13 protein-coding genes and 1 pseudogene are annotated in these 15,662 nt (G+C 65.3%); 4 read left to right on the top strand and 10 right to left on the bottom strand.

Going from position 1 to position 15,662, the window contains the following annotated elements; all coding sequences use genetic code 11:
• Positions 1-42: 42 nt before the first annotated feature.
• Positions 43-546: an acyl-CoA thioesterase gene (locus LO50_RS05520; RefSeq protein ID WP_044314364.1), complete on the bottom strand. Its 504-nt coding sequence runs from the start codon at positions 544-546 to the stop codon at positions 43-45.
• A 329-nt stretch (positions 547-875) separates the two neighbouring features.
• On the opposite strand from LO50_RS05520, the gene LO50_RS05515 reads away from it, so the two are divergent.
• Entirely contained in the window at positions 876-1,562 is a 687-nt protein-coding gene (locus tag LO50_RS05515; protein ID WP_044314363.1) for a c-type cytochrome, read from the top strand.
• Here the strand turns inward: LO50_RS05515 and codA are convergent.
• From codA to phhA, 7 genes are all read right to left on the bottom strand, one after another.
• Positions 1,556-2,791: a cytosine deaminase gene (gene codA, locus LO50_RS05510; protein WP_003298675.1), complete on the bottom strand. Its 1,236-nt coding sequence runs from the start codon at positions 2,789-2,791 to the stop codon at positions 1,556-1,558. The two genes, LO50_RS05515 and codA, sit on opposite strands and share 7 nt — an antisense overlap.
• Before the next feature lie 13 nt (positions 2,792-2,804).
• Positions 2,805-4,082, bottom strand: a complete 1,278-nt coding sequence (codB, locus tag LO50_RS05505; RefSeq protein ID WP_044314362.1) for a cytosine permease — start codon at positions 4,080-4,082, stop codon at positions 2,805-2,807.
• A gap of 350 nt (positions 4,083-4,432) precedes the next feature.
• Entirely contained in the window at positions 4,433-4,882 is a 450-nt protein-coding gene (cynS, locus tag LO50_RS05500) for a cyanase (protein WP_044314361.1), read from the bottom strand.
• 84 nt (positions 4,883-4,966) lie between these two features.
• Positions 4,967-5,728 (bottom strand): phytanoyl-CoA dioxygenase family protein, encoded by a 762-nt coding sequence (locus LO50_RS05495; RefSeq protein ID WP_044314360.1) that lies wholly within the window; start codon positions 5,726-5,728, stop codon positions 4,967-4,969.
• A 195-nt stretch (positions 5,729-5,923) separates the two neighbouring features.
• Positions 5,924-7,120: an amino acid aminotransferase gene (locus tag LO50_RS05490; protein WP_044314359.1), complete on the bottom strand. Its 1,197-nt coding sequence runs from the start codon at positions 7,118-7,120 to the stop codon at positions 5,924-5,926.
• Complete coding sequence (locus tag LO50_RS05485; RefSeq protein ID WP_003279993.1) at positions 7,120-7,476, bottom strand: 4a-hydroxytetrahydrobiopterin dehydratase; 357 nt, start codon at positions 7,474-7,476, stop codon at positions 7,120-7,122. Before LO50_RS05485 ends, LO50_RS05490 begins: the two co-directional genes overlap by 1 nt.
• A gap of 139 nt (positions 7,477-7,615) precedes the next feature.
• A complete protein-coding gene (phhA, locus tag LO50_RS05480; protein WP_044314358.1) occupies positions 7,616-8,401 on the bottom strand; it encodes a phenylalanine 4-monooxygenase in 786 nt (261 codons plus the stop codon).
• Positions 8,402-8,651: 250 nt separating this feature from the next.
• Between phhA and LO50_RS05475 the strand changes: the two genes are divergently transcribed.
• On the top strand, positions 8,652-10,211 hold the full coding sequence (locus LO50_RS05475; RefSeq protein ID WP_044314357.1) for a sigma-54-dependent phenylalanine hydroxylase transcriptional regulator PhhR: 1,560 nt from the start codon (positions 8,652-8,654) through the stop codon (positions 10,209-10,211).
• A gap of 123 nt (positions 10,212-10,334) precedes the next feature.
• Here LO50_RS05475 and LO50_RS05470 read toward each other — a convergent pair whose 3' ends face one another.
• Together LO50_RS05470 and LO50_RS05465 are read right to left on the bottom strand one after the other, a co-directional pair.
• Positions 10,335-11,711, bottom strand: coding sequence for an L-serine ammonia-lyase (locus LO50_RS05470; protein ID WP_044314356.1), 1,377 nt, complete (start codon positions 11,709-11,711; stop codon positions 10,335-10,337).
• Between the two features lie 271 nt (positions 11,712-11,982).
• A complete protein-coding gene (locus LO50_RS05465; protein ID WP_044314355.1) occupies positions 11,983-12,930 on the bottom strand; it encodes an NAD(P)/FAD-dependent oxidoreductase in 948 nt (315 codons plus the stop codon).
• A gap of 357 nt (positions 12,931-13,287) precedes the next feature.
• Here LO50_RS05465 and LO50_RS05460 point away from each other — a divergent pair.
• Both LO50_RS05460 and LO50_RS05455 read left to right on the top strand, forming a co-directional pair.
• Positions 13,288-14,290 (top strand): annotated as a pseudogene (locus LO50_RS05460) (TRAP transporter substrate-binding protein).
• 346 nt (positions 14,291-14,636) lie between these two features.
• Positions 14,637-15,632: a TRAP transporter substrate-binding protein gene (locus LO50_RS05455; RefSeq protein WP_044314354.1), complete on the top strand. Its 996-nt coding sequence runs from the start codon at positions 14,637-14,639 to the stop codon at positions 15,630-15,632.
• The last annotated feature ends 30 nt before the right edge of the window (positions 15,633-15,662 follow it).

Genomic DNA, 15,662 nt, shown 5'->3' with positions numbered 1-15,662 from the left:
TCCGGCGCCGCCGAAGTCCCGCTGTGCCGTCGAGGGCGATGTCTAATTCACCGCGGCGAGGCGCTCGCTGCCCGCGCGCAGTTCGCTGTAGCGGTGTTCCAGCTCACGACGGATTTCGCGGCGCTGGTAGGCCTGGGCGAAGCGGCGCTGCTGCTCGGGGGTCTTCGGATTCAGCGGCGGCACCGGCACCGGCTTGCCGTCCTCGCCGAGGGCGACCATGGTGAAGAAGCAGCTGTTGGTGTGACGCACGGTCTTCGAGCGGATGTCTTCGGTTACGACCTTGATGCCGATTTCCATCGAGGTGGTGCCGGTGTAGTTGACCGAGGCGAGGAAGGTGACCAGCTCGCCGACATGCACCGGCTGGCGGAACACCACCTGGTCCACCGAGAGGGTGACGACGTACTGCCCGGCATAGCGGCTGGCGCAGGCATAGGCAACTTCGTCGAGATACTTGAGCAGCGTGCCGCCATGTACGTTGCCGGAGAAATTGGCTTTGTCCGGCGTCATCAGCACGGTCATGGTCAGCTCTGCATGTCCATCTAGCATGGGGGTTACGGCTCCTCGGTGGTGAAGGGTTGCTACTTTAGTCGAATGCCTCCTTCCTGTCTGGTCTATCTGGCAAAACGCTTCATCGTTTTTTTCTATCGTCAATGCGGCAAAGGCGCGCACTGCTCGCATTTGGCCGATAAACCACTCATTACGGCGTCCATGTCCTATCGGACCATGGCTCTCTGGTGCGCTGTGATGTGTGTCACGAAAGTTCGCGGCCTCGGTCGTCACGACCGTTTTCGTTGACCTGTGCCGGGGTCGGCGGGTGGTGGGCTGCCTATAGTCAAGCGCCCGCAAATACCCATCGGCTCAGTACGGATACCCCCATGCGTAAGCTCGTTCTCGCTCTGCTTGCCTGCTTCGTTCCGCTCTCCCATGCCAGCGAGGAGGCCATCGAGCGCTTCAACCAAATCATGGCCGATGAGCAACGGCGCGAGCTGGCCAGCCTGGCCGGGCAGGAGCGTGCGGTATTCTGTTCCTACTGCCACGGTGAAACCGGTAACAGCAAGCGCAAGCACATTCCCAATCTGGCCGGGCAGAATCCGCTGTACCTGTTCCATGCCTTCGAGAAGTTCGCCAGCGGCGAGCGCACCGACTTCGTCATGTCCAAGCTGGCGCAGAATCTCAGCATGGAGGAGCGGGTGAACATCGCGGTGTACTTCAGCCAGCAGAAGGTCAATCCACCGGCTGGCACTGTGGATGCCGCGCTACGCAACAGCGGGGAAAAGATCTTCCAGACTACCTGCACAGGTTGTCACGGCGCTCACGCCGAGGGCATGGAGACCATGCCGCGGCTGGCCGGACAACCTGACGAGTACATTCGCAAGGCATTGACGCGCTTTCGCGAGAAGGACCCCAGCCGCGCAGGTTCGGTGATGATCGGCGTCGCCGCGCAGCTTTCCGCGGCGGACGTAGAGGCGCTGGCGGCCTATCTCTCGCAGCTGAAGCTGACGCCGGCCGAGGAAATGGCCAACCTCAACCGTCTGCGCAAGACCACCGCCGCCGCTCAGTAACGCTGGATCTGCGCCGGTGTACGGCGCATCAGCACCTCACCATTGCGCACCGAAAGCAGGGCATGGCCCTGGGTGCGCAGCATCTCGTAATCGTCCGGCGCCGACAGCACCAGCAGGTTGGCCGGACGCCCCACCTCCAGCCCGTAGCGTTCGCCCAGGTTCAGGGTGCGCGCGCTGTTGTCGGTGATCAGGTCCAGGCAGCGCTGCAGGTCCTCGTAGCCGAGCATGTGGCAGATGTGCAGCCCGGCTTCGAGGATGCGCAGGATGTTGCCGTTGCCCAGCGGGTACCAGGGATCGACGATGGAATCCTGGCCGAAGCAGACGTTCATCCCGGCGCGGTCGATCTCGGCCACGCGGGTCAGGCCGCGGCGCTTGGGATAGGTGTCGAAGCGGCCCTGCAGGTGGATGCTCTCGGTCGGGCAGGAGACAAAGTTGATCTTCGATTGCTTGAGCAGGCGGAACAGCTTGGAGCAGTAGGCGTTGTCGTAGGAGCCCATCGCCGTGGTGTGGCTGGCGGTGACGCGTTCGCCCATCTCGCGCACCCGCGCCTCCTCGGCGAGCACTTCGAGAAAGCGCGACTGCGGGTCATCGGTCTCGTCGCAGTGCACGTCCACCAGGCAGCCCGCGCGCTCGGCCAGGTCCATGAGGAACTTGATCGAGCTGACGCCCTGGTCGCGGGTGTTCTCGAAGTGTGGAATGCCGCCGACCACATCGGCGCCCATGGCGATCGCCTCGGTCATCAGCTCGCGCCCGCCCTTGAACGACTCGATGCCCTCCTGCGGGAAGGCGACGATCTGCAGGTCGATCAGGTGGCGGGTTTCCTCGCGCACCTCGAGCATGGATTTGAGCGCCGACAGCGTCGGGTCGGTAACGTCGACATGCGTGCGCACATGCTGGATGCCGTGGTCGACCAGCATGTCGATGGTTTTCTTGGCCCGGGCCTTGGTGTCCTCGTGGGTGACCAGCGCCTTGCGCTCGCCCCAGCGCTCGATGCCCTCGAACAGCGTGCCGCTCATGTTCCAGGCCGGCTCGCCGGCGGTGAGGGTGGCGTCCAGATGAATGTGCGGTTCGATGAAGGGTGGCACCACCAGATTGCTGGCGGCGTCGATGTCGCCCTCGTTGGCTTCGGCTGGCGCCTGCTGCGCGCTGATGGCGGCGATGCGCGCGCCGTCCAGTTCGATGCGGTACAGGCCGCTGCGGCCGCGCAGGCGTGCGTTGAGGATGTTCATAATGGCTCCTTGATCAGCGGGCGTCGGTTTGCGTCAGCACCGTGCGCGACAGGGCCAGGCGCTGGCCCTCGTACAGCACAATATAGGCTGCGGCGGCCACCAGTATGCCGACGATGGGCGCCACCCAGGGCGAGAAGTAGGCGCAGGCAGCGCCCAGCACATAGGCCGCCAGGCCCAGGCTGTTGTACTTGGGCAGGTGCGCTTCGGCCAGCTTCGGGTACTGCCCGCGATGGCGGTAGAAGTAGTCGGCCATGATCACGCCGCCGATAGGCGGGATGATCGAGCCGAGCAGGATCAGAAAGGGGATCAGCAGTTCGTACATGCCACCCAGCGCCAGCAGCGTGCCGACGAAAGCTCCACTGAGGGTCACCAGCCGGCGGCGCTCGGTACGTAGCAGGTTGCAGCCGGCGGCGGCGAAGTTGTAGATGGTGTTGTCCTGGGTGGTCCAGAGGTTGAGAAACAGCATCACCACCGCGGCCATCGACAGCCCCTGCAGCACCAGCACTTCGACGATGTCCGGCTGCTGATAGACGATTGCCCCGTAGGCGCCGGCGATGATCATCAGGCCGTTGCCGATGAAGAAGCCAATCAGGCTGGCCCATACCGCGACCTGGCTGCTGCGGGCGAAACGCGTCCAGTTGGTGGCCTGGGTCGCGCCGCTGACGAAGGTGCCGAAGATCATGGTGATGGCCGTGCCGAAGGTCAGGCTGTCGCCCGGCTGCACCGCGAGCAGGCCGTCCAGCCCGCCAATGTCGCGGGTGGCGGTCCACAGCGATGCGATCAACAGGATCAGCATCGCCGGCACCGCGATGCGCGAGAGCAGGTCGAGGCCCTTGTAGCCGACGAAGGCGGTCAGGCAGAAGCCGAAACCGAACAGCACCATCAACGGCAGCGTCCAGCTTTCCGGCAACTCCAGCAGCCGCACCAGGACGATGGCGATCGTCGCCGTGCCCCAGGCGTACCAGCCGATCTGGGTGAAGCCGAGCAGGAGGTCGGACAGCCGACTGCCGACCTCGCCGAAGCAGAAGCGCCCCATCAGTACCGAGTTCAGCCCGCTGCGGCAGGCGATCAGACCGAGCACCGCGGCATAGGCGCCGAGCAGCAGATTGCCGATCACCGCTGCCCAGAGCATGGTCTTGAAGTCGAAGGCGAGGCCGATCTTGCCGCCGGCGAACATGGTGGCGGTGAAGAAGGTGAAGCCGAACAGCAGGATGGAGGTGGACCACAGCCCCTTGCGCGCGCCGGCTGGCACTTCGCTCAAGGGGTAGTCGGTATCGACGGGCTGTTTCATGGTGGATGCTCCGCAAAGGTGGATGCAGCCAGATTGCAGATGCCATGCCATTGCTGACCGATCGGCCAACTCGGCGCGCACGCGATGACGCCTTCATCAAGGCTGGCTCGTGCTGGTGCAACGAGCTGGATGCGCGCACCGGAATGGCGCCCTAGCGCGAAGCTACCGCAAGCGGAGCGACGTTCTCTCCCCAGCTGGCCAGCGAGTGCGATCCCGGCCAGCGCAAGGCATTGCTCCAGGTGCTGCGCGGACGTGGTGCGGACCTGAGTGCCACCGACCCGCTGGGCAACAGCGTGGAAAGCCTGGCACGCGGGGAGATCTGCACCCGCTGATGGGTTTGGCCCGGCCGCTTAGTAGCTCTTGTAGGGCAGGAATTTGCCGGACAGCACGACGTTGACGCGATCGCCCTTGGGGTCGCTCTGGCGCTGGATATCCATGGAGAAGTCGATGGCGCTCATGATGCCGTCACCGAACTCCTCGTGGATCAGTTCCTTGATGGTGGTGCCGTAGACGTTGACCAGCTCGTACCAGCGGTAGATCAGCGGGTCGCTCGGCACTGCGGTGGGCAGCGAGCCTTTGTAGGGCGCGATCTGCCGCCAGGCGACGGCCTCGTCGGAGAGTTCGAAGAGCTGCCCCAGGGTTTCCGCCTGGGCCTTGTCGAAGGCCATCTGACCGAGGCAGCCGGCGGTGGTCCACTCCTTGGACATGCCGATGCTTTCGGCGACATGCGCCCACTTCAGGCCCTTGCGCACCTTGGCGGAGACGATCATCTGGGTGACCTGTTCACGACTGCTGATCATGGCGAATCCTCATCTGGCGAATGCGAGTCAATGGCCGCGCGGGCGCGGCGGGCCTCGGTCGATGCAGGTTCGGTGCCAGGGGTTTCAGTCGTATTCGGCCGCTTCGTGCTCGCCGAGCAGGCGACGCTGTCGCAGCGTGGCGGCGGCCAGCACTTCGGGGTTGAAGCTGAAGTGCAGGTAGGGCGAGAACTTCTGCGCCACCATGCGCCGGCCGTAGTGGATCTGCAGAAGGTAGCGGCAGCGCTCGGTCGTGCGGTTGCGACTGCCGGCGTGCCAGAGGTCGCTGCGAAAGAACAGCAGGTCGCCGGCCTGGCACAGCACTGGCTCAGGCGCGCGGCCGTGCCACTGCGTTTCGCCCGGGCGCGGCTTGCGCCCGGCGCGGTGGCTGCCGGGAATCACCAGGGTCGGGCAGAGGTCGGCGTCGATGTCGTCCAGGTACAGGTGCGCGGTGCAGACCTGCATCGGCAGCTCGAAGGCGGGGTCGGCGAGCAGGCTTTCCGGCAGCTCCATGGCCAGGTAGTCGGCATGCAGCTCGCCGCCGATAAAGCCCGGGCGGCTGCGCCAGGCGGTCTGGCCGATGATGTGGCAGTCCGTGCCGAGCGCCGCCTCGGCCAGTTCGATCACGCCGGGCAGATCGAGAAAGCGCAGCCAGAACGGCGAGCGATTGAAGACGCACTTGAAGTGATCGTCGACCAGGCCCTGATAATCCCAGTGGATGGGTTCGAGGCCATCGATGGCTTCGCGCAGTTCCGTGATCGTTGGCGGATCGATCACCGCAGGCAGCAGCACGAAGCCCTGCTGGTGCAGGGCGGCGAGTTGTTGCTGGAGGTCGCTGGATTCAGGCATGGCGGCGCTGGCGGATGACTTTCGCTCAGCATAGGCAGCGTGGGCGCGCGTTGAAAGCCGGCTGAAAGCTTGCCGCGCTACTGTGCCGGCGCTGCTTCGGCAGTCAGCTGCGTGGTCACGAGCCGCGCGACTGTCTCCTCGCTCCGGCGTACCCGGCGGCGTCGCCAGAAGCGGCGTCACCGGCGCGCACCATGCCTAGTTCGAAACCACCCGCGCGATGGCCCTGGCCAGATCGTCCAGGCGTTCGGCATCCAGCCCGGCGACGTTGGCCCGACCGCTTTCCACCAGATACACCGAATCTTCGGCGCGCAGCCGGCGTACCTGCTCGGCGGTCAGGCCGGTATAGGAGAACATCCCGCGCTGCTGGGCGATGTGCGCGAAGCGCTCGGCCAGCCCATACGGCGTCAGCGCCTCGACCAGCCCCTGACGCAGGCTGGCGATGCGCCGGCGCATGCGTTCCACCTCGTCCTGCCAGATCTGCCGCAGGGGCTCATCGGCCAGGATCGTCGCCACCACCGCAGCGCCGTGGGCCGGTGGCGTCGACCAGAGGTTGCGGGCCAGCGACGCGAGCTGGCTGCGCACGTCGAGCAGGCGCTCGGCATCGCTGGTGACGGCGATCAGCGCGCCGGTACGTTCGCGATAAAGGCCGAAGTTCTTCGAGCAGGAGCTGGTGATGAGCATTTCCGGCAGCGTTTCGGCGAACAGTCGAACTGCCCAGGCGTCCTCTTCGAGTCCGTCGCCGAAGCCCTGGTAGGCGAAGTCGAACAGTGGCAGCAGCTCGCGCGCACGCACCACCTCCAGCACCCGCAGCCAGTCGTCGTGATTCAGGTCGAAGCCGGTGGGGTTGTGGCAGCAGGCGTGCAGCAGCACCACGTCGCCGGTCGGCACCTGCTGCAGTGCGGCGAGCATGCCGTCGACATCGAGGCGGTTGTCGGCACCGACGTAGGGATAGTGCTGCACGCGCAGGCCGGCGGCGGCGAACAGGGTTTCGTGGATCGGCCAGGTGGGATCGCTCAGCCAGATGCTGCGCCCGGGCAGGCACTTGGCGATGAACTCGCCGGCCAGACGCAGCGCACCGGTGCCGCCCGGCGCCTGGGTGCAGCCGGCGCGCTGCTCGCCGAGGGCAATGGCGCGGCTGCCGAGCACCTGACGCAGCAAGAGGGTGCCGAACTGGGCGTCGCCGTGGCCGCCGATGTAGCTCTTGGTCTGCTCACTGTCCACCAGGCGCTGCTCGGCCAGCTTCACCGCGCGCGGGATCGGCGTCAGGCCCTGGGCGTCCTTGTAGACGCCGACGCCCAGGTCGAGCTTGGCCGGGTTGGTGTCGGCGCGATACAGGTCCATCAGGCCGAGGATCGGGTCGCCGGGCACGCGGGGAATCTGGCCGAAATGCATTACTTGCGGCCCTCCGCGCTGGCGGCGAGCTGGTCGGTGCGGGCGGCCATGATGAAGTCGTTGCGGTGCAGGCCGCGCATCTCGTGGCTCCACCAGGTGACGGTGACCTTGCCCCATTCGGTGAGCAGGGCGGGATGGTGGCCGACCTCCTCGGCGATGGCGCCGACTGCGTTGGTAAAGGCCAGGGCGTGGCGGAAGTTGCGGAACAGGAAGACACGCTCCAGCTCCATGTGGTCGCCGCGCGTCTCGATGTTCCAGTCGGGGATTTCGCGGATCAGCTCGGCCAGTTCTTCATCGGACACTTTGGGTGCATCGGCGCGGCAGGCTTCGCACTGGGCTTGGGCGAGGGCGGTCATGGTGTAGGTCCCTTTCTTGATGATTGAAGTCGTTCGAAGGTTGAAGCTTAGGCAAGTGGTGGGCTGAAGCCCACCCTACAGAACAGATGGCGCCCGTAGGGTGGGCTTTAGCCCACCACGAGCATCACTCAGGGCCGAATCACGCCGCCTTCGGCGGAAACTTCGGCTGGTGCAGGCCCAGGCGCATGGCCTCGCGGACCATGGCCATGATGTCCTGCTGGGCGAGGTCGAACAGCTGCTTGAGGTCCGGCAGGACGAAGTACAGCGGCTGCAGGATGTCGATGCGATAGGGCGTACGCATGGCTTCCATGGCATCGAACGGCTGCCGCTCAGGCTCGGCGGACAGGCTGTAGAGCGTCTCCTTCGGCGAGGAAAGAATGCCGCCGCCATAGATGCGCAGCCCGGCCTGGGTTTCCACCAGGCCGAACTCCACGGTCATCCAGTACAGCCGGGCGAGATAGACCCGTTCCTCCTTGCTGGCTTTCAATCCGAGCTGGCCGTAGGTGTGGGTGAATTCGGCGAACCACGGGTTAGTCAGCAGCGGGCAGTGACCAAAGATCTCGTGGAAGATGTCCGGCTCCTGCAGGTAGTCCAGCTCTTGCGGGGTGCGGATAAAGGTGGCGACGGGAAAGCGCTTGCTCGCCAGCAGTTCGAAAAAGCGCTGGAAGGGGATCAGCGCCGGTACGCGCTCCACCTGCCAGCCGGTGGTTGCCTCGAGCACGCGATTGATCTCGCCCAGCTGCGGGATGCGCTCGTGAGGCAGGGCGAGCTGGTCGAGGCCGTCGAGGTATTCCTGGCAGGCGCGCCCTTCGAGCAGCTTCAGCTGCCGCTCGACCAGCGTCTGCCACACCGCGTGCTCGGCGTCGGGGTAATGAATATACCCCTGCGCGTCCGGTTCGCGGGCTACGTAGTGGGTCGTCTTCATCGGTACTCCTGGCCGCTTGGGCATCTTGTTGTTGCCCTCATTCGAACGCGAAGACGTACTCTCGGCGAGTCCCGCTGTGGCGCGATGTCGCACCTTGCCGTGTGTTGTCTGTAAGGAAAGTCTGACGTTTTCGTCAGTGGCCGGATCGGCGGCATTGCCAAGCGGCTTATCTGGCAAATAATCTTGACGGAAATTTGCGGCGCTCGAACGAAGCGTCGTCAGCCCCACAACAAAACAACAGGGCTCCGCCATGCGTATCAAGATTCTCTGCCAGAACCGCGTCGGCATCCTGCGCGACATGCTCAACCTGCTGGTCGACTACGGCATCAACGTCGCCCGCGGCGAGGTCGGTGGCGAGCAGGGCAACGCCATCTATTTGCACTGCCCGAACCTGATGAACCTGCAGCTGCAGGCGCTGCGGCCGAAGATCGAGGCGCTGCCCGGCGTATTCGAGCTGCGCAAGGTCAGCCTGATGCCCAGCGAGCGGCATTCCCTGGAGCTCAATGCACTGCTCGGTGCGCTGGAGTTTCCCGTCCTCTCCATCGACATGAGCGGTGCCATCGTTGCCGCCAATCGTGCCGCTGCGCAGCTGCTTGGCGTGCGCGTCGACGAAGTGCCGGGCATGAGCCTGTCGCGCTACGCCGAGGACTTTGACCTGCCCGAGTTGGTGCGCGCCAACAAGGCGCGGATCAACGGCCTGCGGGTGAAGATCAAGGGCGACGTGTTTCTCGCCGACATCGCTCCGCTGCAATCCGAACACGACGACAGCGAGGCGCTGGCCGGCGCGGTGTTGACCCTGCATCGCGCCGATCGGGTGGGTGAACGCATCTACCAGGTGCGCAAACAGGAGCTGCGCGGCTTCGACAGCATCTTCCAGAGCTCGAAAGTGATGGCCGCGGTGGTACGTGAAGCGCGGCGCATGGCACCGCTGGATGCGCCGCTGCTGATCGAAGGCGAGACCGGCACCGGCAAGGAGCTGCTGGCGCGCGCCTGTCACCTGTCGAGTCCGCGTGGGCAATCACCGTTCATGGCGCTCAACTGCGCAGGCCTGCCGGAGTCGATGGCCGAGACCGAGCTGTTCGGCTACGGCCCCGGCGCCTTCGAAGGCGCGCGCCCGGAAGGTAAGCTCGGTCTGCTGGAACTCACGGCTGGCGGCACGCTGTTTCTCGATGGCGTCGGCGAGATGAGCCCGCGGCTGCAGGCCAAGCTGCTGCGCTTTCTGCAGGACGGCGGCTTTCGTCGGGTCGGCAGCGACGAGGAGGTCTATCTGGATGTGCGGGTGATCTGCGCGACCCAGCTCGACCTGTCCGAACTCTGCGCCAACGGTCAGTTTCGGCAGGATCTGTATCACCGGCTCAACGTGCTGTCGCTGCATATCCCGCCGCTGCGCGATTGCCTCGACGGCCTGCAGCCGCTGGCGCTGCACTTCATCGACCAGGCCAGCCGGCAGATCGGCTGTCCGCTGCCGACGCTCTCGCCGCAGGCGCTGGAGCGGCTGGCCGGCTACCACTGGCCGGGCAACGTGCGGCAGCTGGAGAACACCCTGTTCCAGGCGGTTTCGCTGTGTGAGGGCGGCACCATCAAGCCCGAGCACATCCGCCTGCCGGGCTACGGCGCGGCGCAGCCGCTGGGCGATTTCTCCCTGGAGGGCGATCTGGCGAGCATCGTCGGGCGCTTCGAGAAGGCCGTGCTGGAGGGCTTATACAAGCAGTTCCCGAGCAGCCGCCAGCTGGGCAAGCGGCTCGGCGTGTCGCACACCACCATCGCCAACAAACTGCGCGAGCATGGGGTGGGCAAGGCGGAGGGGTGAGGTACGCCGCGCTGTCTCGGCTGGGCCCGTTTGGCCGCGCCCAGTTGATTCGTGGGCAGCCCGCGCGCTATGCCGGGGGGCATCAGGTCTTGGGGGCGCACTTGCACATGCCCAGCATCAAGCTCAGCACTCGATGATGTTCACCGCCAGCCCGCCACGGGCGGTTTCCTTGTACTTGCTCTTCATGTCGGCGCCCGTCTGGCGCATGGTGCGGATCACCTTGTCCAGTGAGATGAAGTGGCTGCCGTCGCCACGCAGGGCCATGCGTGCGGCGTTGATCGCCTTCACCGCGCCCATGGCGTTGCGCTCGATGCAGGGCACCTGAACCAGCCCGCCGACCGGGTCGCAGGTCAGTCCCAGGTTGTGCTCCATGCCGATCTCGGCGGCGTTTTCGACCTGTTGCGGCGTGCCGCCGAGCACTTCGCACAGCGCCCCGGCAGCCATGGAGCAGGCGACGCCGACCTCGCCCTGGCAACCGACCTCGGCCCCGGAGATCGACGCATTTTCCTTGTAGAGGATGCCGATGGCCGCCGCCGTCAGCAGAAACCGCACTACCCCATCCTCATTGGCACCACGAATGAAGCGCATGTAGTAGTGCAGCAGCGCCGGTACGATCCCGGCGGCGCCATTGGTCGGCGCGGTGACTACGCGGCCGCCGCTGGCGTTCTCCTCGTTGACCGCGAGGGCGTAGAGGTCGACCCAGTCGAGTACGCTCAGCGCATCGCGCAGATTGGCTTCCGGGTGTTCGCTGAGCTGACGGTACAGCCCGGCGGCACGGCGCTGGACCTTGAGGCCGCCGGGCATGACGCCTTCGGTGCGGCAGCCCGCTTTGACACAGTCCTGCATCACTTGCCAGATGCGCAGCAGGCCGGCACGGGTATCGGCCTCCGGGCGCCAGGCCGCCTCGTTGGCCAGCATCAACTGACTGATGGACAGCCCGTGCGTGGTGCAGTGCTGCAGCAGCTCGGCGGCGCTGTGGAAGGGGTAGGGCAGCGTGGTGGCGTCCTCGACGATTCGGTCGTCGCCGGCGGCCTGCTCGTCGATCACGAAACCACCGCCCACCGAATAGTATTCGCGGCTGCGCACCTGCAGGCCGGCGCTGTCGAAGGCGCGGAAGATCATGCCGTTGGGGTGGAAGGCCAGCGGCTTGCGGATGAATAGCAGGTCGTTGCTGATATCGAAGTGGATGACCTTCTCGCCGAGCAGGCGCAGCTCGCGGGATTCACGCATCGCTGACATGCGCTGGGGAATGCTTGCGGTGTCCACGCGCTCCGGTAGCTCGCCCTCGAGCCCCAGTAGCACAGCCTTGTCGCTGCCGTGGCCCTTGCCGGTGGCACCGAGCGAGCCGTACAGCTCGACCCTGAGGTGGTCGGTGGCGGCGAGCAGTTCCTCGTTGCGCAGACCCTCGGCAAAGCGCAACGCCGCTCGCATCGGTCCGACGGTGTGCGAGCTGGACGGGCCGATGCCGATCTTGAACAGGTCGAAGACGCTGAGTGACATGAGGTGCTCCGCTGCGAGGCTTGTCTAAGTCTAGTGGCCTGTTTGGTAAGTTCAGTTGGTCAATTTCGGCGCCCATGGGCCCGATACTGCGTTGCTGCTCCTTACCATAGCCCGCTATGACTCGTCGCAGCGCGTTGTCTTGGAGCCATGTTCATCCGAACTTGCCTCAACCAACTCACCGCACAGGGCACTGGACCTTCGGTGGCGCATGGATGTTGCCGGGTTCGGCCGCGGCGCGATTCGCCGGGAGGAGGCTTCTGCGCGAACTGCTCTAGGTGCGGGTAGCCACCGAGCCACCCCAGGGGTTGGCTTCCAGGCTGTTGTGCACGGCGGTCGCGGCCTGCGCGGCCTGGCCGATGGCGACGCTGATCTGCTTCAGGCCCATGGTCACGTCACCGATCGCATAGAGGCCTCGTAGCGAAGTCTGCCGATGTTCGTCCACATTGACGCCGCCGCACTCGTCGCAGTCGAGGCCGAGCTGCACGGCGAGTTCGGAGCGAAAGCGCGCGCCGAGACTGGGATAGATGATGTCGAAGTGGTGCCGCTCGCCGCGACAGGTCAGCAGTTCGATGCCGGTCTCGCAGGGGTGCAGGGACTCGACGCGGTCGCCGATCAGCCGGATGGCGTAGTGCTCGGCCAGGGCAATGGCCTGATCGCAGGCATCCTGCTCGCCATGCACGATCACGGTGACCCGGTCGGTGAAGGTGCGCAGGAACACCGCGTGGGTGATGGCGCTTTCCGCCTCGCCGTAGACCGCGACGTTGTCGCCATCGACCTCGTAGCCGTCGCAGATCGCGCACAGCCGCACCTTGCCTTCGTCGATGGCCTTTTCGACGCCGGGCATGTCCGGCAGCGTGTCCTCGATGCCAGTGGCGAGAATGATCCGCCGCGTTATGCACAGTCGATCGCCGTAGCGCACGCTGAAGCCTTCGGCGTGGGACTCGATGTGCTCGACGTGGCCCTGTTCGAGGCGGGCGCCATAGCCGCTGGCCTGTTCGCGCAGCCTTGCCAGCAGGTCGTTGCCGTTGATGCCCGGTGGAAAGCCCGGGTAGTTGCGCGAGCGCGGAATCCACGAGGCCCGGCTCGAGCCGGCGTCCACCACCATGCAGCTGCGTCGGAAGCGCGCCAGGTACAGTGCCGCGGTGAGGCCCGCGGGGCCGCCGCCGACGATCAGGCAGTCGATCACGATGGGTTGCGGGTCGGTTTGTGCGGGCGTCATTGCATTGGCCAGTGGCGGGGCGTTGCCAGTAGAAGCCGGCGGCGGCGATAAAGTTCGCCGAGGTTGAGCGATGCAATGTTCGATTTTGAGAGCTGGTCGGAGCTTCGAGCCTTGTGCCAGAGCCGCTGATGGCCAACACTTCGCGGCTCGATGACCGGGCATATCCAACCGATACTGAACAGTCACCGCCATTCCAATAAAGATCAGCCTGCGAATTCGTTCGCCGAGCGCTGATCCCGCGCTACACATCTCGGCAACGCCCTACCAGGCGTGGGCTGAACCACATCCAATCGCAAAACCACTCGAACGGAGCTCACGAGGCGCCGTGCCGAGCTTATTTCCCGTGGGGGTAAAAAGTTGTTCAAGTCTCTGGTTGTTGCGCCCTGTGCGGCGCTGTTCCTGCTGCTGTCGCCAGTCATCACGCACGCCGCGGAACCCATTGTCATCAAGTTCGCCCACGTGGTCGGCGACGACACGCCGAAGGGCAAGGGCGCGCTGCTGTTCCAGAAGCTGGTGCGCGAGCGCCTGGCCGGCCAGGTCGAGGTCGAGGTGTACCCGAATTCGACGCTGGTCGGCGACGCCGACGAGATGCAGGCACTGCTGGACAACAAGGTGCAGATGCTGGCGCCCTCGCTGTCCAAGTTCATCGAGTATTCGCCGAAGCTGGAAGTGTTCGACCTGCCGTTCCTGTTCGACGACGAGGCGGCCGTCGCGCGTTTCCAGAAGCGCGAAACCAGCCGCGAGCTGCTGCGCTCGATGGCCGATCGGGGCATCTACGGGCTGGCCTACTGGAATAACGGTCTCAAGCAGCTGTCGGCCAATCAGCCGCTGCGCAATCCGGCCGATGCGGCGGATCTGGCGTTCCGTATCCAGCCGTCGCCGGTGCTCGAGGCACAGTTCGCCGCGGTGGATGCCAAAGCCGTGCGCCTGCCGTTCTCCGAGGTGTCCAAGGCGATGCAGAGTGGCACGGTGCAGGGCACCGAGGGGCCCTGGTCGAACATCCGCGGACAGAGCGCCAGCAGCCAGCAGAGCTATGTCACCGAAACCAACCATGGCGTGCTCAACTACATGCTGGTGACCAACTCCAGATTCTGGACCAGCATTCCCTTTGCGGTGCGCTCGGAGCTGGACGGCATCCTGCTCGAGGTCACCCAGACGGTGAACGCCGAGGCCGCCTCGATCAACGCGCGTGAACGCGAACAGCTGCTCGCCAGTGGCGGCACCACGCTGGTCACCCTGACGCCGGAGCAGCGCCAGGCCTGGCGGGCGAAGATGCAGCCTGCAGCCGGTGTGGAAGTCGTTCGAGGCGCAGATCGGCAGTGACATCCTGCGCGCGGCACTGACCGTCAATCGTCGCTGACCCGACCGCTCCGGCCTCTGCTGCCGGAGCGCTCCCGCGGGCCTCGTGGCAAAGGCTGCCGAATTACGACCAAAGTCTCGTTTTGAGAGCTGGTCGGGCTTTTTCAGCCTTGTGCCGCACGCGTTGATCACTAAGACTTTCGTCTGGCTGGCGACGGCTCTCGCGCCGATTTCCTCGCCAGCCGCATTCCAATAAAGGCCAGCCGGCGACTGCCACACGCGCTGATCTGGCCGCCTCAGATAAAAGACTGGCTGCGCGCCTGCGCCAGGCCAGGCCTTATCAAAATCGATCAACTACTCGAATGGTGCTCACGAGGCGCCTTCGGGCTTTTCCCGTTGGGGGTCAGATGTACAAGTCTTGTGTCGCTGCGCTGATCGCAGCCCTGTATTGGTTGAGTGCGCCGGCGATGGCCGCCGATGCGCCGATCGTCATCAAATTCGCCCACGTGGTGGCGGACGACACGCCCAAGGGCAAGGGCGCGCTGCTGCTCAAGCAGCTGGTCGAGGAGCGCATGGCAGGCAAGATCAAGGTCGAGGTCTATCCGAACTCGACCCTGGTCGGCGATGCCGAGGAGATGCAGGCACTGTTCGACAACAAGGTGCAGCTGCTGGCGCCGTCGATGTCGAAGTTCGCGCCCTACACCAAGAAACTGCAGCTGTTCGACCTGCCCTTCCTGTTCGATGACGCCGAAGCGCTGCAGCGTTTCCAGAAGCGCGAGGCGGCGCGTGAGCTGCTGCGTTCGATGGCGGCCCATGGCGTCTACGGCCTGGCTTACTGGAACAACGGCCTGAAGCAGCTATCCGCGACCACACCGCAGCGCAAGCCGAGCGATGCCAGCGGGCTGGCGTTCCGCATCCAGCCGTCGCCGGTGCTCGAGTCGCAGTTCGCCGCCGTCGGTGCCAAGCCGGTCGTGCTGCCGTTCGCCAAGGTCTATGAATCGCTCAAGGGCGGTGTGGTCCAGGGCGCCGAGAATCCCTGGTCGAACATCCTCAGCCAGAACATGCACAGCGTTCAGCCATACATCACCGAGAGCAACCACGGCGTGCTCGACTACATGCTGATTACCAACAACGATTTCTGGTTGAGCATGCCCTTCGCCGTACGCTCGGAGCTGGAGGGCATCATTCTCGAGGTGACCCAAGCGGTGAACCGAGAGGCCGCGGCGGTGAATCGCCGCGATCGCGAGCGCATTCTCGCCAGCGGCAGCAGTCAGCTGATCACCCTGACGCCGGAAGAACGCCAGGCCTGGCGCGAGCAGATGCTGCCGGTCTGGAAAACCTACGAAGCGGAAATCGGCGCCGACCTGATTCGCGCGGCAATGACGGTCAACCGTCGCCGTTGATCCTTCCGCCCAGCTCGCCGGCTAGACAGG

The sequence above is a fragment of the Stutzerimonas stutzeri genome (genome assembly GCF_000935215.1).
In the GTDB taxonomy this organism is placed as follows: Bacteria; Pseudomonadota; Gammaproteobacteria; order Pseudomonadales; family Pseudomonadaceae; genus Stutzerimonas.
This window is presented reverse-complemented; position numbering and strand designations above follow the sequence as displayed.

What these genes read in the sequence shown, in the direction of transcription:
- codA (WP_003298675.1), bottom strand. Translation starts at nt 2,791, where the DNA reads ATGAACATCCTCAACGCACGCCTGCGCGGCCGCAGCGGCCTGTACCGC.
- phhA (WP_044314358.1), bottom strand. Translation starts at nt 8,401, where the DNA reads ATGAAGACGACCCACTACGTAGCCCGCGAACCGGACGCGCAGGGGTAT.
- LO50_RS05465 (WP_044314355.1), bottom strand. Translation starts at nt 12,930, where the DNA reads ATGACGCCCGCACAAACCGACCCGCAACCCATCGTGATCGACTGCCTG.
- codB (WP_044314362.1), bottom strand. Translation starts at nt 4,082, where the DNA reads ATGAAACAGCCCGTCGATACCGACTACCCCTTGAGCGAAGTGCCAGCC.
- LO50_RS05515 (WP_044314363.1), top strand. Translation starts at nt 876, where the DNA reads ATGCGTAAGCTCGTTCTCGCTCTGCTTGCCTGCTTCGTTCCGCTCTCC.
- LO50_RS05485 (WP_003279993.1), bottom strand. Translation starts at nt 7,476, where the DNA reads ATGACCGCCCTCGCCCAAGCCCAGTGCGAAGCCTGCCGCGCCGATGCA.
- LO50_RS05455 (WP_044314354.1), top strand. Translation starts at nt 14,637, where the DNA reads ATGTACAAGTCTTGTGTCGCTGCGCTGATCGCAGCCCTGTATTGGTTG.
- LO50_RS05520 (WP_044314364.1), bottom strand. Translation starts at nt 546, where the DNA reads ATGCTAGATGGACATGCAGAGCTGACCATGACCGTGCTGATGACGCCG.
- LO50_RS05490 (WP_044314359.1), bottom strand. Translation starts at nt 7,120, where the DNA reads ATGCATTTCGGCCAGATTCCCCGCGTGCCCGGCGACCCGATCCTCGGC.
- cynS (WP_044314361.1), bottom strand. Translation starts at nt 4,882, where the DNA reads ATGATCAGCAGTCGTGAACAGGTCACCCAGATGATCGTCTCCGCCAAG.
- LO50_RS05470 (WP_044314356.1), bottom strand. Translation starts at nt 11,711, where the DNA reads ATGTCACTCAGCGTCTTCGACCTGTTCAAGATCGGCATCGGCCCGTCC.
- LO50_RS05495 (WP_044314360.1), bottom strand. Translation starts at nt 5,728, where the DNA reads ATGCCTGAATCCAGCGACCTCCAGCAACAACTCGCCGCCCTGCACCAG.
- LO50_RS05475 (WP_044314357.1), top strand. Translation starts at nt 8,652, where the DNA reads ATGCGTATCAAGATTCTCTGCCAGAACCGCGTCGGCATCCTGCGCGAC.